15 protein-coding genes are annotated in these 20,518 nt (G+C 46.3%); 4 read left to right on the top strand and 11 right to left on the bottom strand.

Annotation, left to right across the window (positions count from 1 at the left end):
- The first annotated feature begins 47 nt into the window (after positions 1–47).
- The 4 genes from ONB37_19710 to ONB37_19695 all read left to right on the top strand — a co-directional run bounded on the left by ONB37_19710 (position 48) and on the right by ONB37_19695 (position 3,802).
- The gene (locus ONB37_19710; GenBank protein MDZ7402391.1) at positions 48–392 is read left to right on the top strand and encodes a DUF364 domain-containing protein; all 345 of its coding nucleotides are present in this window, start codon (positions 48–50) and stop codon (positions 390–392) included.
- A gap of 117 nt (positions 393–509) precedes the next feature.
- Positions 510–1,328, top strand: a complete 819-nt coding sequence (locus tag ONB37_19705; protein MDZ7402390.1) for a DUF4405 domain-containing protein — start codon at positions 510–512, stop codon at positions 1,326–1,328.
- Positions 1,329–1,696: 368 nt separating this feature from the next.
- Positions 1,697–2,665 (top strand): iron-sulfur cluster assembly scaffold protein, encoded by a 969-nt coding sequence (locus tag ONB37_19700; GenBank protein ID MDZ7402389.1) that lies wholly within the window; start codon positions 1,697–1,699, stop codon positions 2,663–2,665.
- 303 nt (positions 2,666–2,968) lie between these two features.
- On the top strand, positions 2,969–3,802 hold the full coding sequence (locus tag ONB37_19695) for an Mrp/NBP35 family ATP-binding protein (GenBank protein MDZ7402388.1): 834 nt from the start codon (positions 2,969–2,971) through the stop codon (positions 3,800–3,802).
- A gap of 561 nt (positions 3,803–4,363) precedes the next feature.
- Here the strand turns inward: ONB37_19695 and ONB37_19690 are convergent.
- From ONB37_19690 to ONB37_19640, 11 genes are all read right to left on the bottom strand, one after another.
- Complete coding sequence (locus ONB37_19690) at positions 4,364–5,206, bottom strand: arsenite methyltransferase (GenBank protein ID MDZ7402387.1); 843 nt, start codon at positions 5,204–5,206, stop codon at positions 4,364–4,366.
- Positions 5,207–5,292: 86 nt separating this feature from the next.
- Positions 5,293–6,492 (bottom strand): cation diffusion facilitator family transporter, encoded by a 1,200-nt coding sequence (locus ONB37_19685; GenBank protein MDZ7402386.1) that lies wholly within the window; start codon positions 6,490–6,492, stop codon positions 5,293–5,295.
- 628 nt (positions 6,493–7,120) lie between these two features.
- Positions 7,121–9,376 carry a TonB-dependent receptor gene (locus ONB37_19680; GenBank protein ID MDZ7402385.1) on the bottom strand — a complete coding sequence of 752 codons (2,256 nt, stop codon included), beginning with the start codon at positions 9,374–9,376 and terminating at the stop codon, positions 7,121–7,123.
- A 27-nt stretch (positions 9,377–9,403) separates the two neighbouring features.
- Entirely contained in the window at positions 9,404–9,958 is a 555-nt protein-coding gene (locus ONB37_19675; protein ID MDZ7402384.1) for a hypothetical protein, read from the bottom strand.
- A gap of 299 nt (positions 9,959–10,257) precedes the next feature.
- Positions 10,258–11,448: a glycerol-3-phosphate acyltransferase gene (locus ONB37_19670; GenBank protein MDZ7402383.1), complete on the bottom strand. Its 1,191-nt coding sequence runs from the start codon at positions 11,446–11,448 to the stop codon at positions 10,258–10,260.
- 556 nt (positions 11,449–12,004) lie between these two features.
- Complete coding sequence (locus ONB37_19665) at positions 12,005–12,550, bottom strand: arginine decarboxylase, pyruvoyl-dependent (protein MDZ7402382.1); 546 nt, start codon at positions 12,548–12,550, stop codon at positions 12,005–12,007.
- A gap of 360 nt (positions 12,551–12,910) precedes the next feature.
- Entirely contained in the window at positions 12,911–13,696 is a 786-nt protein-coding gene (locus ONB37_19660) for a 3-ketoacyl-ACP reductase (protein ID MDZ7402381.1), read from the bottom strand.
- 35 nt (positions 13,697–13,731) lie between these two features.
- Positions 13,732–15,741: an FAD-binding protein gene (locus ONB37_19655; protein ID MDZ7402380.1), complete on the bottom strand. Its 2,010-nt coding sequence runs from the start codon at positions 15,739–15,741 to the stop codon at positions 13,732–13,734.
- 85 nt (positions 15,742–15,826) lie between these two features.
- Complete coding sequence (locus ONB37_19650; GenBank protein ID MDZ7402379.1) at positions 15,827–17,713, bottom strand: redoxin domain-containing protein; 1,887 nt, start codon at positions 17,711–17,713, stop codon at positions 15,827–15,829.
- A 574-nt stretch (positions 17,714–18,287) separates the two neighbouring features.
- A complete protein-coding gene (locus tag ONB37_19645; protein ID MDZ7402378.1) occupies positions 18,288–19,397 on the bottom strand; it encodes a hypothetical protein in 1,110 nt (369 codons plus the stop codon).
- A gap of 211 nt (positions 19,398–19,608) precedes the next feature.
- Positions 19,609–20,518 (bottom strand): TrkA family potassium uptake protein (locus tag ONB37_19640; protein MDZ7402377.1); only part of this gene is annotated, 910 nt, incomplete at its 5' end.

Here is a 20,518-nt window from a genome sequence, read left to right as displayed (position 1 = left end):
AAAATTGAATCCGTATTCACATATAAAAGGCTAACGCCTGAACTCCTATGCCACAGGAGTTAAGCCGTAAGGCTTTTAAACGAAATTTGAATACGTATTCCCACAAACATAAAAGGCTGCCGCCTGAACTCCAGCAACCTTTGGTGGTGGCCATTTGTGGAACTACATGGCTCAACCATACGTTTGACAAAGTGATCAATTTATGCAAAAAAGACGCTTTCAAGCTGATGCTGGGCGCATCGACGCCCATGACGCCGATCCTGTTCGATTACGGGATCGATGTCATTTCAGGCTCCAAAGTGATGCGTCCTGATGTTGCTTTGGAGTGCATCAGCCAAGGAGCGACTTTTAAGCAAATAGATGGGATCAAGCAATTGAGCATGAAAAGGTAGGGGATGGGGTTGATGCTTTGAGATCATTAACGAGATTTAGAAGCAATTTATGAACATCCCCCCTGTCCCCCCTTCAAAGGGGGGGAACTAATGAATAAAATAAGGACAGGAGTTTAAATGAAGCTGCAATTCAAATTCCGAGGATTTACTTCGCTGTTGATGTTTTTTTCGTTTCTGATTTCATTGGTTTCGGGGATCGTGCTGTATTTCCCGCCGCAAGGCAGGGTTGCCAACTGGACGCACTGGACGTTCTGGGGGCTGGATAAAGAGACCTGGGGCGCCCTGCATATCAACTCGTCGCTGGTCTTTTTTATCATTGCGATTTTGCATCTGTACTATAATTGGAAAATTTTATGGATGTACATCAAGAAAAAAGCCGAAATGGCAATCAACCTAAAGTTAGAATTGGGCATTGCGGCTGTGGTGGCGATCTTTATTGTCCTGGCAACGCTTTATAATCTGCAGCCATTCGCCACGATTATCAAGTGGAACAATGATATAAAAAATTATTGGTCGACCAGGGCCGAGGCTGAGCCGCCGATCCCCCATGCCGAAGACCTGACGGTAACCCAATTTTGTGAGCAGTTGAATATTCCTCTGGAAAAATTTGAACGACAGATGAACCAACAGGGCTGGCAATTCGATGCCTCGAGCGACAAGATCAGCGACATCGCCAAGCGGTACGGCGTCAGTCCTGCGGCGATCTATAAGCTGCTCAAGACGCCCGAGCAAACCAGCTCGCAACATGGCACCAGCGGCTGGGGCAGAAAAACGCTGCAGCAGGTGTGCGATGAATTGAATCTGAATGTGGATGACGCCATTAAAAAACTGGAGGCAAATGGGGTGACGGCAACGAAGGATGATCTACTGAAGGCGCTGGCAGACCAGTATGGGATGAGACCGCTGGATATTGTGAATTTGATTAACCAGAATTAAAATCGGATCTCTCATTAAATTCTAAAAACCAAAAAACCAAAAGCATCGCCCCAACTGATTAATGAACCCAACGGATTTTTGCTGGCTAAGAGCAGAAAAAAATCAGCGGCGGTTTTATCATCCGTGGGAAAATTATTCGTTGGGTTGTTTCAATCCGTTGGGCATTGAAATAAAAGATAAAGTCATTATCCCAACGGATGAATGAACCCAACGGATTATTGATGGCCGAGATCTGAATAAAAAAATCAGCGTCGGTTTTATCATCCGTGGGAAAATCATCCGTTGGGTTGTTTCAATCCGTTGGGCAAATATCTTAATCCATGTGAAGTTTCAGAATCTTAGCATGGATCAATACAACCAAAGCAGCTATGGAACAATCCGACTCAGTTTATAACCAAAAAATTTTAGATCACTTTCTCCATCCCCGCAATGTGGGTGAAATTGCAAATGCCAATGGCTATGCCAGGATCGGCGATCCCACCTGCGGGGATTTTATCAAAGTGTGGCTGCGCATTGAAAACGAAACCATTGTCGATTTCAAATATAAAGTCTTCGGCTGCTGGGGAGCGATCTCTACGACCAGCGTGGTGTCGGAACTGGCGATTGGGAAATCGATCAGGGAAGCCACCAAAATCACTGATGACGATGTGGTCACTGCGCTCGGTGGTATTCCTGAGAACAAGCAGCACTGTTCGCTGTTGGGCGTTCAGGGCTTGCGAGCGGCGCTGGCAGATTTTATTTTGAAGGATAACCACCGCAAATATGTGGCTCGATTGGAGCAATATCGGTCGCTGGGCTACGACATTGCAGCGATCAGGGATAAAATGGCCAGCCTGCTGTCCGATCTTTCCAACGGCGCCAAAATTCTGGACGTGGGTTGCGGCAAAGGACATCTGGCGCTGGCCATTGCCCGCTCGGGCCGAAGCTGCACCTCCATCGATATTTCTGATGATGAAATTTATTATGCCAGATTGAATGCGATCTATTTCAATCTGGATGATCGCATCGATTTTCAGTTGCAGGATGCCCGTCAGATGAAATTCGAGTCCCAGTCCTTCGATGCGGTGGTCTCAGCGGCGCTGTTTCATCATCTCATCCATCCCGAAATGGTGCTGAACGAGATGCTGCGGGTGTGCAAATCGCCTGGGAAAATAATCATCTCTGATTTGAATGAGCAGGGACAGCAGGCAGTGGCAACGCTGCATCGACAGGAGGGCAAGGAGCATGTCATGCTCGGCTGGTCGATTGAAGAAATTAAGAATTGGTTCGAGGGCAAAGGATTTCGGCCTGTGGCAATTGAAGAAAGTGGGGAGACGATTGTTTGGGTGGATGTTTGAAAAAACGCTTTTGGTGATTCGCATTTGGCATTTGGCTTTTCGCCCTTCGCTTTTGGCGTTTGGCATTTCGCCAGAAGCCAAATGCCAATAGCCAGACGCCAAAAGCCAGAAGCGAGAGGCCAGGAGACTAATGCGAGGACGAGAAAAACAAAAATAGAGTCATTTCGAGCGAAGCGAGAAATCTGGTTGATCCATTATTATTCTCGGAAAAAAAGATTCCTCACTTCGCTGCGCTGCGTTCGGAATGACAAACTTCTGCAGTTTTGCATATCTCTAACGAATCAAAAAAAATGGAGTTTAAGAATGAACAATGGAAATTCGGTAACAGTACTGGATACAGCAATTCGTGAAAATATGGCTCGGATTAAACATAAAATTATTATCATGAGCGGCAAGGGCGGCGTGGGAAAAAGCACGGTGGCGACCAATTTGGCCTTTGGGCTGGCGTTGGCGGGATTTAAAATTGGGCTTCTGGACACCGATATTCACGGACCTTCGCTGGGCAAGATGCTGGGCATTGAAGGCCAATTCGTGCGGCCATCGGAAAAGGGCTTTGGGTTGCTGCCGATTGAAGTGAAAGGGATCAAGGTGATTACCATGGCGTCGCTGCTGCAGGATGCCGATGCGCCTGTGATCTGGCGAGGTCCGTTGAAGATGGGAGCGATCAAACAGTTTTTGGGCGAGATTGAATGGGGCGAATTGGATTATCTGATCATCGACTCACCTCCAGGAACAGGCGATGAGCCATTGAGCGTTTTTCAGTTGATCCCCGAAGCCGATGGCTCGATCATCGTCACCACGCCGCAGGATGTGGCGCTGATCGATTCCCGCAAGGCGGTTCGGTTTTCCCAGGCATTGCGGATCCCCGTGCTGGGCATTGTGGAAAACATGAGCGGCTTTAATTGCCCTCATTGCGGCAAGCCCATCGATCTGTTCAAAGTCGGTGGCGGCGAACGAGCTGCGCATGCGCTGGAGGTACCGTTTCTGGGCAGAATTCCCATCGATCCGAAAATCGTGGACAGCGGCGATGATGGGTTCGCTTTCATTTATGATTACGCCAAAACGCCTGCGGGAGCGGCGATGCAGGAGATCGTGAATCGGATTATCAAGGAGACGGAGGAGAAGAAGGCGGCGTGAGGAGGTGGCAGTTTTCAGTCGGCGGTGGTCAGTAAACAGTGATCAGTTAACAGTGATCAGTCAGCAAGTGGTTAGATATGACGTTGACTGGGTAATTAGGTAACTGGGTAATTGGGTCCAAAAAATTGGATATATCGCTATTCTACTTTTTAGGATTCGAGCAGCTTTTCTTGCAGCCAGAGATTGATGAGGGTTTCGGTGGAAATCCCTTTTTCACGGGCTTTTTTAGTAGACGAGGAAAAATGAGTTGGTTAGATTCAGAAATTTTTCAGTCTAATTTGACGTTGGGCGCATGTTCTGCTCAAGTTAAATAGGCGGAAATATCCCGGCTATCCCAGAGTTATTTGGCGGCTTTGGAGCTATCAAAATGATCGGGATTTCATTACGAACAAGGATAATATTGCTCTATTTTTTTGCATAGATTTTCCGCGTTTTGAAAGTCATCTTCCGTATCCTGAGAGTATGTCCTTTTTATTTTCATGAAACAATCAGACAGTTTGAAAGTCAGGAAGCGATAAATCAGTTTTCACAGGCAATTATGGGACAGATTGCCAATCTGTCCTACAAATTCCCTATGGACAATTTTCGGGCTGAGACCATGATGCTGCGGATGCTCTGGGCAATTTGCCGTTGCTGCTCGAGGGACATTTGCTGCCAAGCGGCGAGGAGCTCTGGTTCAGGTTCGCTCACTAATAGGTTAAGCGGAAAAATATTGTCTTCGATCACCCTGACTTGCTGAAAACCTGCCGCTCTGATTTTTTCCAAATAATCATCTTTTAATAGCGCACCAGCAAGACAGCCCACGTAAGCATCGATGGACTCGCGGATTGGGTTGGGAAGTTCAGTTAATAAGACGATATCAGAAATCATCAGTCTGCCGCCAGGTTTAAGTACGCGAAAGGCTTCGCGAAACACCTGCGCTTTATCTGGCGAAAGATTAATGACACAGTTGGAGATGATCACATGAGCACAGCAATCACCGATGGGCAGATGCTCGATCTCACCCAGCCGGAATTCAACATTAAAATAGTTACCTTTTCGAGCATTGGTGCGCGCTGCTTCGATCATCTCAGGAGTCATATCCACGCCGATAACCCAGCCAGTAGGACCGACTTTTTGAGCCGCGAGAAAGCAATCGAAACCAGCACCAGAGCCGAGATCAACCACAATTTCGCCGGGTTTCAGCGAAGCCAGGGCAATAGGATTGCCGCAGCCGAGGCCCAGATTGGCACTTTGTGGAACGGCATTCAGTTCGTCATCCGAATAGCCGATATTTTTGCTAATGATTTTAATGGATTCACTGCCACAGCAACAGGGGACGCTCGGCCCGCAGCAGGAGCTTTGTTCCTTTGCGATTTTGCCGTAGCGCTCTCGAACGACCGTTCTGATACGCTCTTCATTCATCTTCATAATCCTCTTTATTTGATCGGAAAAATGCTGAAAAGTTTAAAATTTGTTGGCATTGTTTCAAAGGCAAGTGCCGATTTGCCTTATAAGGCAATTTTCTGAATCATCCGAACAAATGAGTTGTAATCTGGTAAACCGCCTGGGTAGAAGCGACAGGACATATTGGGATGTTCTGGCACTGGCAGTTGAAACAAGTCCTCTCCATCGATTAAAATGGTCGGAGAACCACGGAAACCGATCTGAGCTGCTTGTTCATTGTCCGTTACCAGAGTGAATTTTAGCTGCACATGGGGATGCTCATGGTGGTAATGTTCGATCAGCTCTCGGGCTTTTACCACATTTGGACAGCCATCGAAATATTGCAATTCAATCGTCTGAATCTTGCTCAATTGTTCGCCCTTCGATAATAATGGTTCAAAATGGATGGTGGTTTCCATATTAAGCTCTTGTTTAATTGCGTCCTCAATTTTGGTAGCAATTTCATGGGATTGCTTGAGCGTGATATAATCTGGAAGATAAATATGAAAGGTAAGCTCCACGTTATCGCCATATTTATGGACATGGATATGATGAATATCGGTAATTGTCGGTGCTACACGACCGATAACTTGGAGCAATTTTTGTTTGAGCGACCGATCTGGACGTTCTCCGATGAGCGTGCTGGTGGCGACTCGCAAGATGTCGTAAGTTGCATAAAAGATCAACAGCGATACCAGAATCCCAGCGACCCCATCGATCCACCAATAGCTGCGGCCGAGTACAGTGCCAATCACAATTAAAGCTGAGGCGACGGCATCGCTCCGATGGTGCCATCCATCGGCGATAAGAGATTGAGAATCGATTTTTTTCCCTGCCCAGATTGAAAACGATGCCAGAGCTTCTTTGATCAGAGCTGAGGCCAGAAAAACGATAATGGCGAGGGAAGTAAATATCAGCCCCTGTCGAACCATCAATCGATGGATGGATTCTTTCAAAAAAGTGGCTCCGACAATAAATAGCAAAGTAGCGATGATCACCGCACCGATCGCTTCGGCGCGACCATGCCCAAAGGGGTGCTGCTCATCTGGTTTTCGTCGCGATATCCAGAATCCAAAGATCACAACCAGCGAAGTGATGGTGTCCGATAGCGTATGCCAGGCATCGGCTTTCATCGCCACCGAGCTCGCTTTTATTCCAACCCAGAACTTCAATACAAAAAGAAAAATATTTATAACGACAGAAAGCCAACCTTCGATAAAGCCCAGAGAATGGGATTTTTCGAGCTTGAAAATTTGCCGTTTCAAAGGATAACTCCGTTTTATGGTTTTTGTGTCATTTTTGAGGTGATTCGGTCTCTTTTTTAGGTAACGATCATCAAATTTATACAATGTTCTTTATGTCCCATATCAACGCTATCATGAGAAGATTTCTCATCTCGTTCTTTGCAGTGAGCAAATCACAAGTCGACTTTGTCACTCCTGCAGGGCTAAGAGTTTCTTTAATCCTGATGGATAGCGCTTGAAAAAATGCCTGCATTTGCAGGCAGGCCAACTATATATTAATTCCATTCTGCAGAAATCGGACGTGATTTCTTAATTTGTTGGTCTACTTCTCCATTTTTGAGACATCGCTATTTTAATTTGCCTATTATTCATGATCTTCGCAAAGCTAAATTTGTTTTGTGGCATCAATATTTCCAATCAATATCTCAAGCAAAAGAAACTTGGGAATTCATGTATTATTGATCTGCCGATGACGCAAGCAAAAATAAACCGAAAAAATTAGAAAAGCAAGATTTTTTTTATCGAATATCGGATAGCATCGCTTCATGCAAGTGAGATAAAAAACCCAACTGCGCCAGTGGCTATCGTTGGGTTCTTTTTCTGAAAAAGTAATGTGGTAGATACAGTTCAATGTTATTTGGCTTATTATCTATCGAAAGTTCCAGGTCAATTGCACGGAAAAGTTTCGCAAATCGCCAAGGTTTCCAGGCGAGACGAAATAATAGTATTGAAAAACGTTGTTGACGATGAACATCAGGCTGTAATTCATTTTTTGGATCCCTGCTTGGAGATCAGTCACATAAGCAGGCACTTGCTTTTCAAGGTCGGGGATATTGGTGATTCGATCCACCCGTTGGACCTTGCTGATGTACCGAAAATCGATGCCACAGATCCAGCTTTTTTGCTTGTATTGTCCGCGAGCGGTCAGCAGGTGGCTGGGCCGGTATTTCAATGGCTGGTTATAATCAGGATTTGGCGCTCCGTAGAATAGGCGGGAAAGGTCGCGCGCGTTAAGGTAGGTGTAGGCAAGATTGATGGTTAATTTGTTGTCGAAGAAACTGGATTGTTGCCCGAGTTCCAGCCCGTGGATACGGGCGCGAGTGATATTTTCGAAGCGAACAGCGGCTTCTCCAGGCTGGAGCTGGGGATCGATCAGATTCCAAAAATCATTCAAAAAATAGCAGAGATCCAGATAGCCAAACGAATTGAAATGGCGTCGGAAGCCGGTCTCGACCGAGATGTTTCGCTCGGGTTTGAGTTTCGGATTGGGCTTCACCATGATCTGATTTGAGAAGGTGGAGATGAAGCGCTCGGCAATGGTTGGCGTCCTAAAGCCCTTCCCCGCAGAAAAGCGCCAGACATTATCGTTCCAAAACTGATAATTGATTCCCAGTTTGGGATTAAATTGCGAAACTGGAGTGATCTCCTGGCCGCGTTCACCATCCCATCGGCCGCCGAGATCGATTTTCAGATTGTGCTTGGGCTGAATAGAATATTGCAAATAGATCGAGCCGTTGCCAATTTGTCGGCGGCCATAATGAATTGCCTGAACGCGATTCATATTGAGCTCCCAGCCGAAGGTGATATTGTGCTGGATGTCCGGTTGATAGCCGAATTGCATTTCATGTCCGAATGCTTTGGCGAAGGACTCTCGGATAACGCCAACCGAAGCCGGGATCATGCCGGGACGGGCAGTTTCGCTGTCTTGAGCATGGTTGCGCTGAAAATTGAACCGCAAACGATAATAGAAGCGACTGCTCAAGGTTTGTGTCATCACCGAATTGAGATAGAAGATCTTGCTATCGGTCCTTGAAAATCGGTCTGGTGGATCGCTGCCCGATTGCAGCGCATGATTGATATCCTTCCAATAAATGAATCCGCCAGTATTTGAATCCAGCCAACCAGTTTGAATCAACCAGTTATTGCCGGGATTTAATTGGAGACGAAATTTGCCGTAGAGATTCCAATTATAGAAATCGGCGTTCTCTTTGAAGCTATCGTTTTTGTGATAATTGGCCGAAACAGAGCTGGCGACCCCCAAAATCGTGGTTATCAAATGAAGCGCAGTGCCCTGAAACACCCTGCGTTTATCGCTCCAGCGCCATTGAGAGTACGATGGCTGATTGTAAAACCCCGAATAGAGCGACAGGCGGATATGAGAGGTATCTGGGTCAGGCTTTTTCGTGATGATATTGATGACGCCCCCCATTGCGCTGGAACCGTACAGAGCCGAACTGGCGCCTTTCATCACCTCGACTTGCTCGATTTCCGCTGTTGGAATGGCAGAGAAGTCGGCACTGCCCTCATCGCCAGAGAGAATCGGTACGCCGTCGAGCAAAATCAATGCGCGGGTGCCGAGCCCAGCGCTAAACCCCGTGGAACCGCGAATTGAAATATTATTTCCAGCAGTCTGGACCCCAGGAATGTACTGGAGCGCCTGATCTAAAGTAACGCTGTTTCGAATGGTGATATCCTCTGGCCGAAGCACATGCATGGTGACTGGCACGTCCTCGATCGCCTGATTGAACTTACTAGCCGTTACCACGATGTCGCGCAATTGCAATGCAGTGGGCTCCAGGACAAAATCGATCAAGCTTTTTTGACCTGACAGGATAGTAATCGAAAATTCCTGTTTGCGGAAGCCGATTGCAGAGCAGATCAGCAAATACTTGCCGGGCTTTACCTTCTCAATGAAGAATCTTCCCTGATCATCGCTGGCTGCTCCGATATAAGTGCCGTGAATCAGAATGTTGGCGTTTGCGATCGGCTCGCCAGTTTCTTTGTTGATCACTCGGCCCTCGATGTTCCCCGTTTCATGGCTTGCCGCGATTAATGGTCCCACCAGCACCAACCATGCAGCGAGCCAGAGGAACAATTGCCCGCTGCTTCGATTCCTTGTTTTCATTTTTCTCCCTCCGATTCATAGATTTTTTCATTTGACAAAATGAAAAACCAGATAATATTTCACAAAGCCGAAGCCAGGAAAGGGGGCAGGCAGCGTGACTAACATCAAAGTATCCGAGCTCGCTGTAAAGCCTAGGGTATCAATCTTGAAAGTCTTGGGATGTAGTGGTACGACAATCGCCTCCTCCCAGGGTTGCTGATAGGCTCCAGATTCACTGAGTGTGTCGGCGAACGCTGGCATCGTCATAATCGTGTTGCCGAGCTTTATTGTCGGGATGATGGAAATAATCGTATTCCATTGGAAGGATTTGTCGGACTTGAACGTCACACTTCCAGTGACCGCTGCGGCCAGCCCTAAGCTGTCGACCATTCCGGCGATCTGACTGGGATCAGCCAGACAGGCCTCCAAGGGGACCACTTCCCTCGGCCGCCATGTCCCACTGAGATCGCCACCAGATATCTGCCGCGCAAATCCAAGTTCCGTCACGGATTTTTGTTTCACTTCTGTTGGTGCAGCTCCTTTATTGCAATTGAAAACGAGAATCGAACAGCATAGCATCAAAACGACGATAACGTTTCTCATAAGGCACCTCCATTTTATCATGAAATCGCTGGCTAACTCGTTTCTCGTTGCGTGACTCTGATGATTTCCCAGAAATTGATACTGACACATCAAGTATATGGGAATGAATTTTAAACCATCCTCAATCAATTGGGTATTTCTTTGACAACTCTTTATTAGTTCTAACAGCGCACCGCACTCGATTCATGAAGAAGCTTTGGTGCAATCATTCGGGCTCAGCCGAATCTATTTATCCCATTACATTTTGATAGGATTTTTCTTGTGCGATTCATCATGGTCACCAAATTATCATGTCAAAATCAAATGAAGAAAAGTTTCTGCACTACAGTCATGGCTATTGCACTAATTAAGGCGACGGTGAAGTTATCATCTATCGAAGAAGGGAGCAACTCTACGATACTTGCAACCAATGCGCCGAATAATAACAGCAGAAGGGGTGCGGCTGTTGCCCAGGCAATCAAGTAGCTGGCAATTAAGCTGACAGCAAAAAATGCGAGGCTGCCTTCCAAAGTCTTATCCCACAGCCTTTGTTTCCCATAAGCCAGCCCGAAGATTTTGCTGAACAGATCGCCAAAGATCAAAAAAGATATACTGGTGATGGCGATAATTTTATCGAAAAGCAAAATAGTCAAGAATGCCGATGTGAGAAATAGCGACATGGACGAGAAATGATGCTGTTCTTTCTTTTTAAAAAGCGGTTCGACCTTGGTCATCAAATTTTCATTGATCGATCTAGATCGGAGTCGGATCAGATCCATGCCTAAGAAAACCAGTGCAAGCGATCCGATGAGCCATAAGGTCGCACTCTTGGATGAGAACCAATAAAAGAGCACAAAAATGATCGCCAGCGGCCGCAACGCGACGCGCCACCAATGTCGTCGAAAGATAGGATCTTCGATGATTAAGAGTTTGCGATGGATGATGTTATAAATCCCGACCCCAACAATATAGAGGGCAATGGCAACAAAATAGAAATTAAATTGGTCCTCTGGCGCGCGTGTCAGGATAATAAAACACAATAGGGGCAAAATAATTGCGCTGATAACTTCGCCATGTCGAGCGACATAAGCGAACATAATGACGATCACAGCTAAGAAAAGGAGAGCATTATATTGAAGGATTCCAGCCAAAAGGTAATGAAGCAGATAATAAAGCAGCATGCCAGTTGCGCAGGCAACTCCCTGACCACCACGGAAATTTAAATAAAAAGGTAATACGTGTCCCGCAATTGCAGCAAGGCCTGAGAGCTGAGCACAATGAAAATCGACGCCAAATGCCAGCGCAGTATGAATTGCTACCAATCCTTTTGAAAGATCGAACAAAGCGGTAGCAACGGCAGCCTTCTTTCCCACCACATGATAAACATTGATCGTCCCAGCATATTTGGCACCCTCATTCCGAATGTCCACACCTGCCAGTCTGCCAAAATAATACGCCGGCAAGAGAGACCCGAACAAATAGCCCAGAGCTATGCTTATTAGGCAGATCATATTTGATGGTGATAATTATAAAAGAGCGAGCCATTGTTTCGAGGCTGATTTAAATCGTCACCTCAATGCTGCCCGTGCCAAGAAGTCGTTGAGAGTGCTGCTCACCCTTGATTTCTCGGGACAATGTTGAACGCAAAAGCTCAATATCAACCGGCAAGAAACAATTCACTTATTCCTCTTTTTTTCATTGCCCAAAGAAATATATCAAGAATTTTTTGAAAATGCAAGCATTTTCCTTGGGTTGAATGCTTTCATTCAACCAAAGCTATGAACCATCATCGAAGGGAAAAAAATATGCAAACTTGGGAAGCATCATGAAGTTTCTGGAAAATCATATCTGAGGCAATTCTGAGACAGGGATGAACCCGAGATGAACTGGATGAACCTGACAAAAAAAGCAGAATGATTTTTTAATGAATAATTCTGCTTCAAATCATTCTGCTGCTATATGAATGTATCAATTCTCTTTGATCGATCTTAGGGTGCTCAGTGCATTTTGATCTCGTTCATCCTAATAACTGATTCATCCAATGAACCAGTTACAGAATCGGCTCAATTAGGGCAACAAAACCGCGGCCGCAACAACGGTTTTATACTTCCCGTCTTTTCCGATCCGCGCCGATTGGGTGATATTCATCGTGCGAACGATCTTGCCACTGATCTTCCAAATTTGACGCTTATTATCCCAGCTTTCATCTTCGTCAAATTCGACGCCGAGCGTTGATGCCAGCATGGCTGCTGCAAGATCTTCCGCATAGTCGCCCGCTTCCTCATCGGTCTGGCCGAAAGAATGATGCTCGCTCAAATACCCGTACATGGAAGTATCGGTCGGAATGGCGACGCCAATTGAAGCAGCAATCTGTCGCCGGGGCTCGTTGCTGGAGCACCTCGCCATCACGCAGAAAGTGATTTGACCTGGAGTCACCTCCATTAGGCCTTTTTCTCGCGTGATGATTTCGCAACCCGGCGGAAAGATGCTGCTAACCGAGACGATATTGAGCATCTGTATCCCCGCATGCCGCAATGCCAACTCAAAGGATTGAAGTTCCTCACGGTGTTCACCGACACCTTTGGTCAGAAACATCTTTTTCGGTGTGAACAATTTGGACTCCTTTCATCTAAAAATCAGAACATCAATTGAAGCAGTGGATTTATGTTGACAAATTCATCATGTGCAAAATTGCGATCTCTTTGGGCATTGAATCTCGACAGCTCGCTCTAAATTGGTTACCATTTTTCACTATTATTTTTTGTTTTGACTATCATTTTTTTTTCAAAACAAAATTTGCTATAATTGTCCGGCTAAAGAAGGATATCGAGTCGTGAAAAGTATTTTTTGGAGCGAAACTCATCGAACTTTATCGACAAAAGAATCATTCAAATGAATGAATCAAGAAAGGTCGGTTGATGTATTCGGCACTCTCCTCTGCTGAGCGTTTATTGAAAATATGCCGCGCTCTCGTTAAAGCCGGCAAATATTCATCCCTCCGCTGACTTCTGCAATCAGACCGGTAGAATAATCGAAATAGCCTTGCACCAAGCCGAGCACGGCCCTTCCGACGTCCTCTGGAAAACCCCAACGGTGCTGGGGTACCAGGCCTTCTGCAATGAGTTTATCATATTTCTCTTTTACCACAGCAGTCATGTCGGTTTGAATGATGCCAGGTCGCAATTCGAACACGCGGATACCAAACTCTGCAAGCCGATGTGCGAAGATGCGAGCCGCGTGGCTAATGGCAGCTTTGGACAAGCAGTACTCTGCACGCGAGGGAGAAGAATAATAAGCCGAGATGGAAGAGATGAAAATGATATATCGGCTTATTGAGGCATTTGGATTTTGAATCATATATCTGGCCACGCGTTGCGTTAAGAAAAACGGCCCTCTGGCATTAATGCTCATGACCCGATCATAGCTGTCTGGGGTTGTCTCCAATATATCCAATCGCTGCTTCGGCGCGACCCCGGCATTGTTGACCAGAACATCGATGCTGCCAAATGTCTGTAATGTTTGCTGGATGATTTTTTCGTGATCGGAAAGATCCGAGATATCGGCCTGGATCGGCAGAAATTCGGCACCGAATTCCTGAACGCGTTCTTTCACCTCAAACAATCCTTTGTCGTGATTTTCTGGTTGGAAGATGACATCCACCCCCGCGATGTTAAAATTCGCTTTTGCCAGCTCCAGCGCAATCCCTCGACCGATCCCTTGGCCTGCGCCAGTGATGATCGCCGTCCTTGTATTGTTCACAGTGATCCCTCCAAATAGATGTTCATCACGAAAAATTATTGAACGATATTATCTTTTCGGTATTCGTTCCATACGATCTCGAACCAAGCTTGTTCCTGAGGAATCGGTCGAATGTCCACCCATTGCTTTTGAACCTTGAAGTTATCATTCAGATGGATCTCCAAAATTTTCTGATTTACGAAATCCGATTCTTTGGTCAGGCTGAATCTCCAATCGTCATCCAACTGATCGCAAGGCTTTTGCCCTGAGTCATCCAGCACCAGATATGATCCCCGACTCTTGCCCCCCTTTTCGAGATATTCGGCAATCGCCTCGAGGTAGAGCGCATGAGTGAGACAGAGATCGAGATTGCGGAACGCAGCCGGAAGATCACCCGGCGTGGTGACTTTGAGCTGATTTTTCATGCGAAAATAAAGCGCCCACGCTTCCCGAACCGCTCCCTTCACCTTTTCGAGATTTCGAATATGCGCCCCACAGCTCGACATGCGTTCTTGGATTTCCGCACGGGTTTGCCAAATTTCTAAGGTATTCTCGCGATTTTCAGAGAACATTTGTTTGGCCAGGTTCAATTTGTTCAAAATCTGATGCTCGGCAGCGCGGAAAAAATCCGATAGTGGCCTGGGTTCGTCTGAGTAGCGCTTCGCAATGAACAGAGCTGCTCGCATCGCTCCCACCTGGCCTGAGTTCAAAGCCGAACCGCCAGGGCGATAGACGCCGTGCGTCCCATTTACTTCACCCACTGGAAAGAGGTGTTTAATGTTCGACTCCCACCAGATATTACCCTTCAGTCCCCCGTTATTGTGTTGAGCGCAGACCGCGATCTCCAAGTATTCCTTGCTGAGATCAATGCCATGTTGCTGATAGAGATCAATAGCAGGTTGGTTCATCTTGGCCAATCGCTGGATCGGTGTCCCAAATAGAGCGCCTGATTTTTCCAAGTAGCTATATGCTTCTGGACCTAATTTCTCGAATGTGAAATCGTCTAGTACCCCATCGCCTGAGGGGTTTTGTTGAAAATCGAGGAACACCCTTCGGCCCTTGATTTGTGTCTCTTGATAGACCAGAATATCAATCAGCGATGAACCGTAGTTGTATACCTTTCGCGGATCGAACGGCCATTGATAACCTTTGAGGAAAATAGCCGTCGCTAACTTCCCCATATCAGGAAAATAATGGTTCAAAAACTGTTGGGGATCGTTGCCATTCTGGTCGGTGGAAATGTAACGAGGGATCACCTGCTGATAAGTGCCCGATAGGTTCCAGCGGAATTTGATGGAAGCGATGCCGAATTGGGACTCCGTGAGGTTATTGCCGATTGCGCCAATTTCGAACGCCATGCCGCTAGCACCAAGCTGGCTTTCTGGGTAGACTGAAGTCTTGTACATGCCTGCTGGTCCACCTGTGCCGAAGACAACATTCGTGGCATTAAAAAGGACGAAGCCGAAATTTTCAAGTCCCAGCCGAGATTTGTCTAGCGCGACTGCACCGATGACATGCCGCTCCGTTCCGTAATCCTCGGTTAATAAACCGATCACCTCAAAGCCATCGAAAACAGGAATTCCTTTGCGTTTCACATCTGCTGCTAACGCTTCGAACATGAGATGTGAAGTGAGCGGCCCAGCCGAGGTGGCGCGCTGTCGCGGATCATGATCGGTTTTGTAGCCAACATAGGCTCCGAGGCGATCATGAGGGAATGGTACTCCTAATTGTATCAGATGAAAAAACGCTGCAACCGAATTGACAGCCTCGCACAGCGCAATATCACCATGCATACAGCCGCCTTTGAAGAGGTCGCGCGCCATATCTAAGGGCGAATCTGGTTGATCGCCAGCAAGCGATAGCTTATAATAAGTCTGCTTATCCGAGCCAGTATTATTTGAAGTGCCGCCGCCCCATTGATCGGTCACAATGGCAATGTCAGTCTGACCTTTTTCAAATAGATTCACCGCAGCGTTCAATGACGCGGCACCGCTGCCAATAATGAGCGTGTTTAAAGAATAGACAGGAATAGAAATACCATTGAGTCGAATTTCGGATTTTTGCACCAGAGAACTCCAGAGAGAATTGAAAAATCAAATTGACCGAACCTCGAATGAAAAGCGCAATTCTGATGAGGCTAAAATTATCTTTCTAACGGACCATCGCTATCATTGTGCTCAATTCTTCGACCATCTCGCTAGCGCTACCACCATAGCCGACACTTTTGAAACGAATTATTCCGTTTCTGTCGATCACAAATTTGGTGGGGATGCCTTCAACTCCATAAGCAGTTACAACCTCATTTTTTAAGTCGAGGAGCACATGAAATGGATAATTTTTCTCTTTAATGAAATCGGAAACGCGTTTTTGGACGTCATCACCCCGCTCCCAGGTATTTACAAACAGAAACTCGACCTGATTATCAGCTCGAAATCTCTCCACAGCCTGCTGCATCCCTGGAAAAGAAGCGAGGCATGGTCCACACCACGTCGCCCAGAAATCGAGAATCACGATCTTGCCGCGCAGTCCTTTTAGGGAGACGGAATCGCCCGCCAGATCTATTAGTGTAAAATTGGGTGCAGCCTGATTGAGCATCTGTTGCTGCAACTTCTCTTTGATCTTGCTAATCCCAGCTGCTTTTCGCCCTGTAAGATATTCCGTCAGTCCCTCTTCAGAACCTTTTACCTGAACATAAGCTGTTTTGAACAATTCTTCAACGGCCAGCGAGACTTTTCCACCTTGGATAAGGCTATCTAGGAAATTAAAGGCCTCTTGGTATTTGTTAGCTGCTATCAAAGCCCGTGCATAACGCGCATTGATATCTCCGTTCGAGCGTTCTGTTAAGGAAACCGCCTCAGCGAACAAAGGCACTGATTCCTCAACCCGATTCAGCTTATACAACGCATAAGCATGGGTATCAAGGATGTATGCCAGTGACACCTCCAGGGATTTTCGCCATTGTTTCGTGGTTAAATAGCTTGGCTTTTGAAGTGTCGGATTGGCCAGTTTCTCTCGCGCCAGTTGCACCCCTTGCCGAGCAATCTCTTCTGCACTTGTAAGATCAACGTCATTTTCCACCATATCCCAAGCCACCGTGTTATATAGAACTGAATTTGGCTTGGAAAGCCCCTTCAAGAGAAGCGATTTGGCATTTTCATATTGTCGCGCTCTGACATATGCGTTGATGAGGATATTCTCCATATCTGCCACTCGGTCGCTTTTGGGGAAATCCCTTTTAAATTGCTCTAACAGGGCCAACTTAGTGTTCAGATCCTTTTCCTGATAGAAATTACCAAACCGTTCAGATTCGACAAAATCGCCAAGAGGTTCTAATGCCAGGATTTCATTTTTAAATGTTTCGGCTTTTTCTGGCTGCTCCAAATAGTTGCTGTACCAATTAGCAAGGAGCTTCTTCTCTTTTAAGCTAAGATTTCCTCTTGAAGCGAGGCTGTCAGCTTGGGAGGTGACTCTGTCTTTACCGTTTTCATCCGTCGCCAATAACAATTGCCAATAAAGATCGAGGAGTTTCTCCTTTTGAGCTGGGAATAATGCGAACTCCTGCTGCAAATTTTCCATTGCGATTTTTGTGTTGCGCTTTAGACCGAACAATTGAACACCGATAAAATATGCTTGAGCCAAAGTCCCCAGGGCACCTGGGAGATAATTGCCCTGCGCGTCATGCAACAGGATGCGATACCCGTCTGGCTCGCCATTTTCACTCTTATTATCAGCCAAAAATGAGATGAATATCGCCCGAGCGGATGTGTCGGGGATAAATGTGGCGCTCCAGTTCGATCCGCGTTTGGTGAGGTTGAGCTCGATGGCAGTGGGCAGATAGCTCCTATCAGAGAACTGATAAGCGATCGCCTCGATCTTTTCCGCTTTTTCAAGCTTGCCTCCAGCAGGGTTATAGCTTACCGTGATTTTCTTGTTCAATTGCGGCTTTATGGGCAAGAAAGTAAAGTTTTGAGAATGAAGATCGCTGGCCATAAAGCCTAGCAAAAAGACCCAGATGAATAAAGCAAGACGCGCGCTCATGTGCCTCTCTCCTTTCGTATAGAGATTGTTGATGATGGAATGGTGAGATAATGTTTCTGTGAAATTGCAGAGAAATCGATGAAAGAAGGGCCAATCATTCTATTCAGCATTTGTCCATTCATTGTTTCAAAGACCGACGCCGACCAGCAAGAGCAAAACATACTAACAGAAGGAGATAATCCAATAAGCAGAGATGGCATCGCAGTCGATTGGTTAATTTGGCTAATTTAATCCCTATTTCAAAACCAGTTCACAAGAAATTGCTCGGAAACACTTCGGCCTGGAATTTCTGTTTTTTTAACTGTCGGTTTCGCTTTTTGGTTCACAAAATTTTGAGGTTGCGCACGCAGCGAATGGCTTAAAGCAACAGAAATAAAGAATGGAACTGAAGCCAAGGAAAACTTCACTTGATAGTCCTAATCGGCTGTTAGATTCCTAAAACAACATCGGAACAACATCAAATTGAACCCACAAAGCAAGCTAAACCGAACCAGACCGATCCATCATCGATGAAATAGCTGTGCCCAATGGTTCAGATCAGGATGGAATATGAGATGAGTAGCATGATAAAGAATTATTTTTCGGTCGAATATTTTTCGAGCAATTCTTTCGCCCTTAGTAATTCAGTATCCAGCATTTGGGTCGCAAAGTAATTGATCCAGTCGTTCAGAACGAGCTTTTGGCTGTTGCGTTCGCGATGGGACATAATATTCAGCTCATTCATCCTCTCAATCATTCCCAGAGTCTTTTCCCATTCTTTCGCCAGCCAGAGTTCGGTTAATGCATGAATGAAAGCAATCTGACAATTGTGCTTGAAATCATCGTGATCAGGATAGCGACTCAATGCATCTGCCATGACAACAAAGGCATCATGAAATTTTTTGTCCTGAAAGAGTGCCTTTCCCCAGCGGTAATAGAGTGAGAGTTCAAATCGCCGATTGGATCTGGAATCGCTGTTGAGCATTTGGGCCAGTTTGACCATTTCATAAGCTCGCTGATAATTTTTTTGTTCTGCCTGGAAAACAGCCCGATTATAACAAATCAAGCCCAATAATTCCGTATTATTGATAGGCCGTCCGTGGGCATTTTCATGGGCATAAAGCCGATCCAATCCGATTTTCAGCGCTTCATTTTGAGGGTAATACTGTAATAGATATTGAGAATACCGTTGCAGGTTGTTGATGATATTGAAACCCATTGAAGTGGTATTTTCCACCATCACCCGCTGACCGACATTGCTGAAAATGGTATAGACGTGCGTTGGCGTTTCAAATGCCTCAGTCGACAGCCCCAGTTCGTCACAAAGCAGATTATAAAGCACCGTCGCGCTGACACAGTTGAATGCCCGGTGCTCCATAATATCGAACAACGTGGTAGCTTGTAGTTGATAATTTTTTAACCAGGTCGCATGAAGGAAAATGAACAGCTTCTCTGCTGACGGAATTCGATCAAAACCGATCAGATTCTTGGATCGAATATCGCTCATTAATCCCTCGAACCAATTTATCCCTTGCTCCAAACGATCCGCACTATCAGCACCTGAGACAATGAATGCCGCTTCCACCCGAGAATAACCGTTCAATTGACCATCGGATAGATCTTCAATGAGACGCTGGGATAATGGCTGGCTGAACACACCCAGTGTTAAGCTGAGGCACCATAAAAATGTCAATAAACATCGCATGAGAAAAACCTCATTCGTATAGTGAAAATACCCTGCAAAATTCGCTTCCGAAGCTTAATTGTAAGCAAGTCGGTGGATAAAGTTTGGTTACCGATCGCGCAAGCATCTGAGCAAAGATGATGGTTTTCTAAGCTCCCGAATTGGCTTCTTTCGATAGCATTGATAAAAATCCTTTAACTTAGAATCGTGAAAGATTTGAATGGAATTTCAGTTATAGCTGCGCCGCGGCTGTGAGTTGAATGAACCGATCTAATTGATGCGGTTCTGATACCACCCCAACAAGGTCATCTTGTTCGAACTGAAAGTCTGGATCGGGATTCATCAGCAGCGCGCCATTTCGAAACACAGCGACAACGGACACGCCCGTCTGTTTTCGAATTTGCAGCTCGTGAATGGATCGCCCAATAACAGGGCTCCCATCGGCAATGGTCACCCAGTTCAGATCTATCAGGTTACAGGCGCTCTGCAATTGCATAATGGTGCGGTAGGAATAATTGCTCTCGTATAGTGGAGCGTACATTTCTCGCCGAATGGCATCCGTGAGCTGCTGAATCTCTTTGATCGACACGTTCAGATGCAATAGCGCCTGGCGGGTGAATTCCAGGCTGGCCTCGAATTCGGGCTGCACCACCTCATAAACACCCTGCTGGTGCAGTTCCTGAGTATGTTCTTCGTTAATGGCGCGAGCGACAATATGTAACCTGGGATTGAGCGCCCGGATGCGATCAATGATTGCCCGCGAAACCACAACCGAAGGAATGGTGAGCAATAGAAGATTGGCTCGTCGAATCTGAGCTGCTTCCAATACTACATCCTGGCTGGCGTCGCCATACACGATGGGAAATCCTTCAACCTTCAGAAGTTCTACCCGCCGAAAATCCTGCTCGATGATGACGAATGATAGCGCCATGCGCTGCAAAATTCTGGCGATATGATGGCCCACTCGACCGCCGCCAGCAATGACCACGTGATTGGATAAGCCCGTCTCAGGCAAGTTGATGGTATCCAGCGGTTCATGCTTGAAAAATTTTTTCTTGAGCGAATACAACGGCGCCGCCAGACCCGAAACGAACGGCGTGAGCACCATGGTCGCTATCGTTGCCGTGAGGATCAGAGAGTAC

The organism is candidate division KSB1 bacterium, assembly GCA_034506395.1.
Taxonomy (GTDB): domain Bacteria; phylum Zhuqueibacterota; class Zhuqueibacteria; order Thermofontimicrobiales; family Thermofontimicrobiaceae; genus Thermofontimicrobium.
The sequence above is the reverse complement of the archived record's forward strand: the minus strand, read 5'-3'. Positions and strand labels throughout refer to the sequence as shown.

Coding starts and splice junctions, on each gene's coding strand:
- ONB37_19710 (MDZ7402391.1), top strand. CDS start 48: ATGCCACAGGAGTTAAGCCGTAAGGCTTTTAAACGAAATTTGAATACG.
- ONB37_19705 (MDZ7402390.1), top strand. CDS start 510: ATGAAGCTGCAATTCAAATTCCGAGGATTTACTTCGCTGTTGATGTTT.
- ONB37_19700 (MDZ7402389.1), top strand. CDS start 1,697: ATGGAACAATCCGACTCAGTTTATAACCAAAAAATTTTAGATCACTTT.
- ONB37_19695 (MDZ7402388.1), top strand. CDS start 2,969: ATGAACAATGGAAATTCGGTAACAGTACTGGATACAGCAATTCGTGAA.
- ONB37_19690 (MDZ7402387.1), bottom strand. CDS start 5,206: ATGAATGAAGAGCGTATCAGAACGGTCGTTCGAGAGCGCTACGGCAAA.
- ONB37_19680 (MDZ7402385.1), bottom strand. CDS start 9,376: ATGAAAACAAGGAATCGAAGCAGCGGGCAATTGTTCCTCTGGCTCGCT.
- ONB37_19675 (MDZ7402384.1), bottom strand. CDS start 9,958: ATGAGAAACGTTATCGTCGTTTTGATGCTATGCTGTTCGATTCTCGTT.
- ONB37_19670 (MDZ7402383.1), bottom strand. CDS start 11,448: ATGATCTGCCTAATAAGCATAGCTCTGGGCTATTTGTTCGGGTCTCTC.
- ONB37_19650 (MDZ7402379.1), bottom strand. CDS start 17,713: ATGAGCGCGCGTCTTGCTTTATTCATCTGGGTCTTTTTGCTAGGCTTT.
- ONB37_19645 (MDZ7402378.1), bottom strand. CDS start 19,397: ATGCGATGTTTATTGACATTTTTATGGTGCCTCAGCTTAACACTGGGT.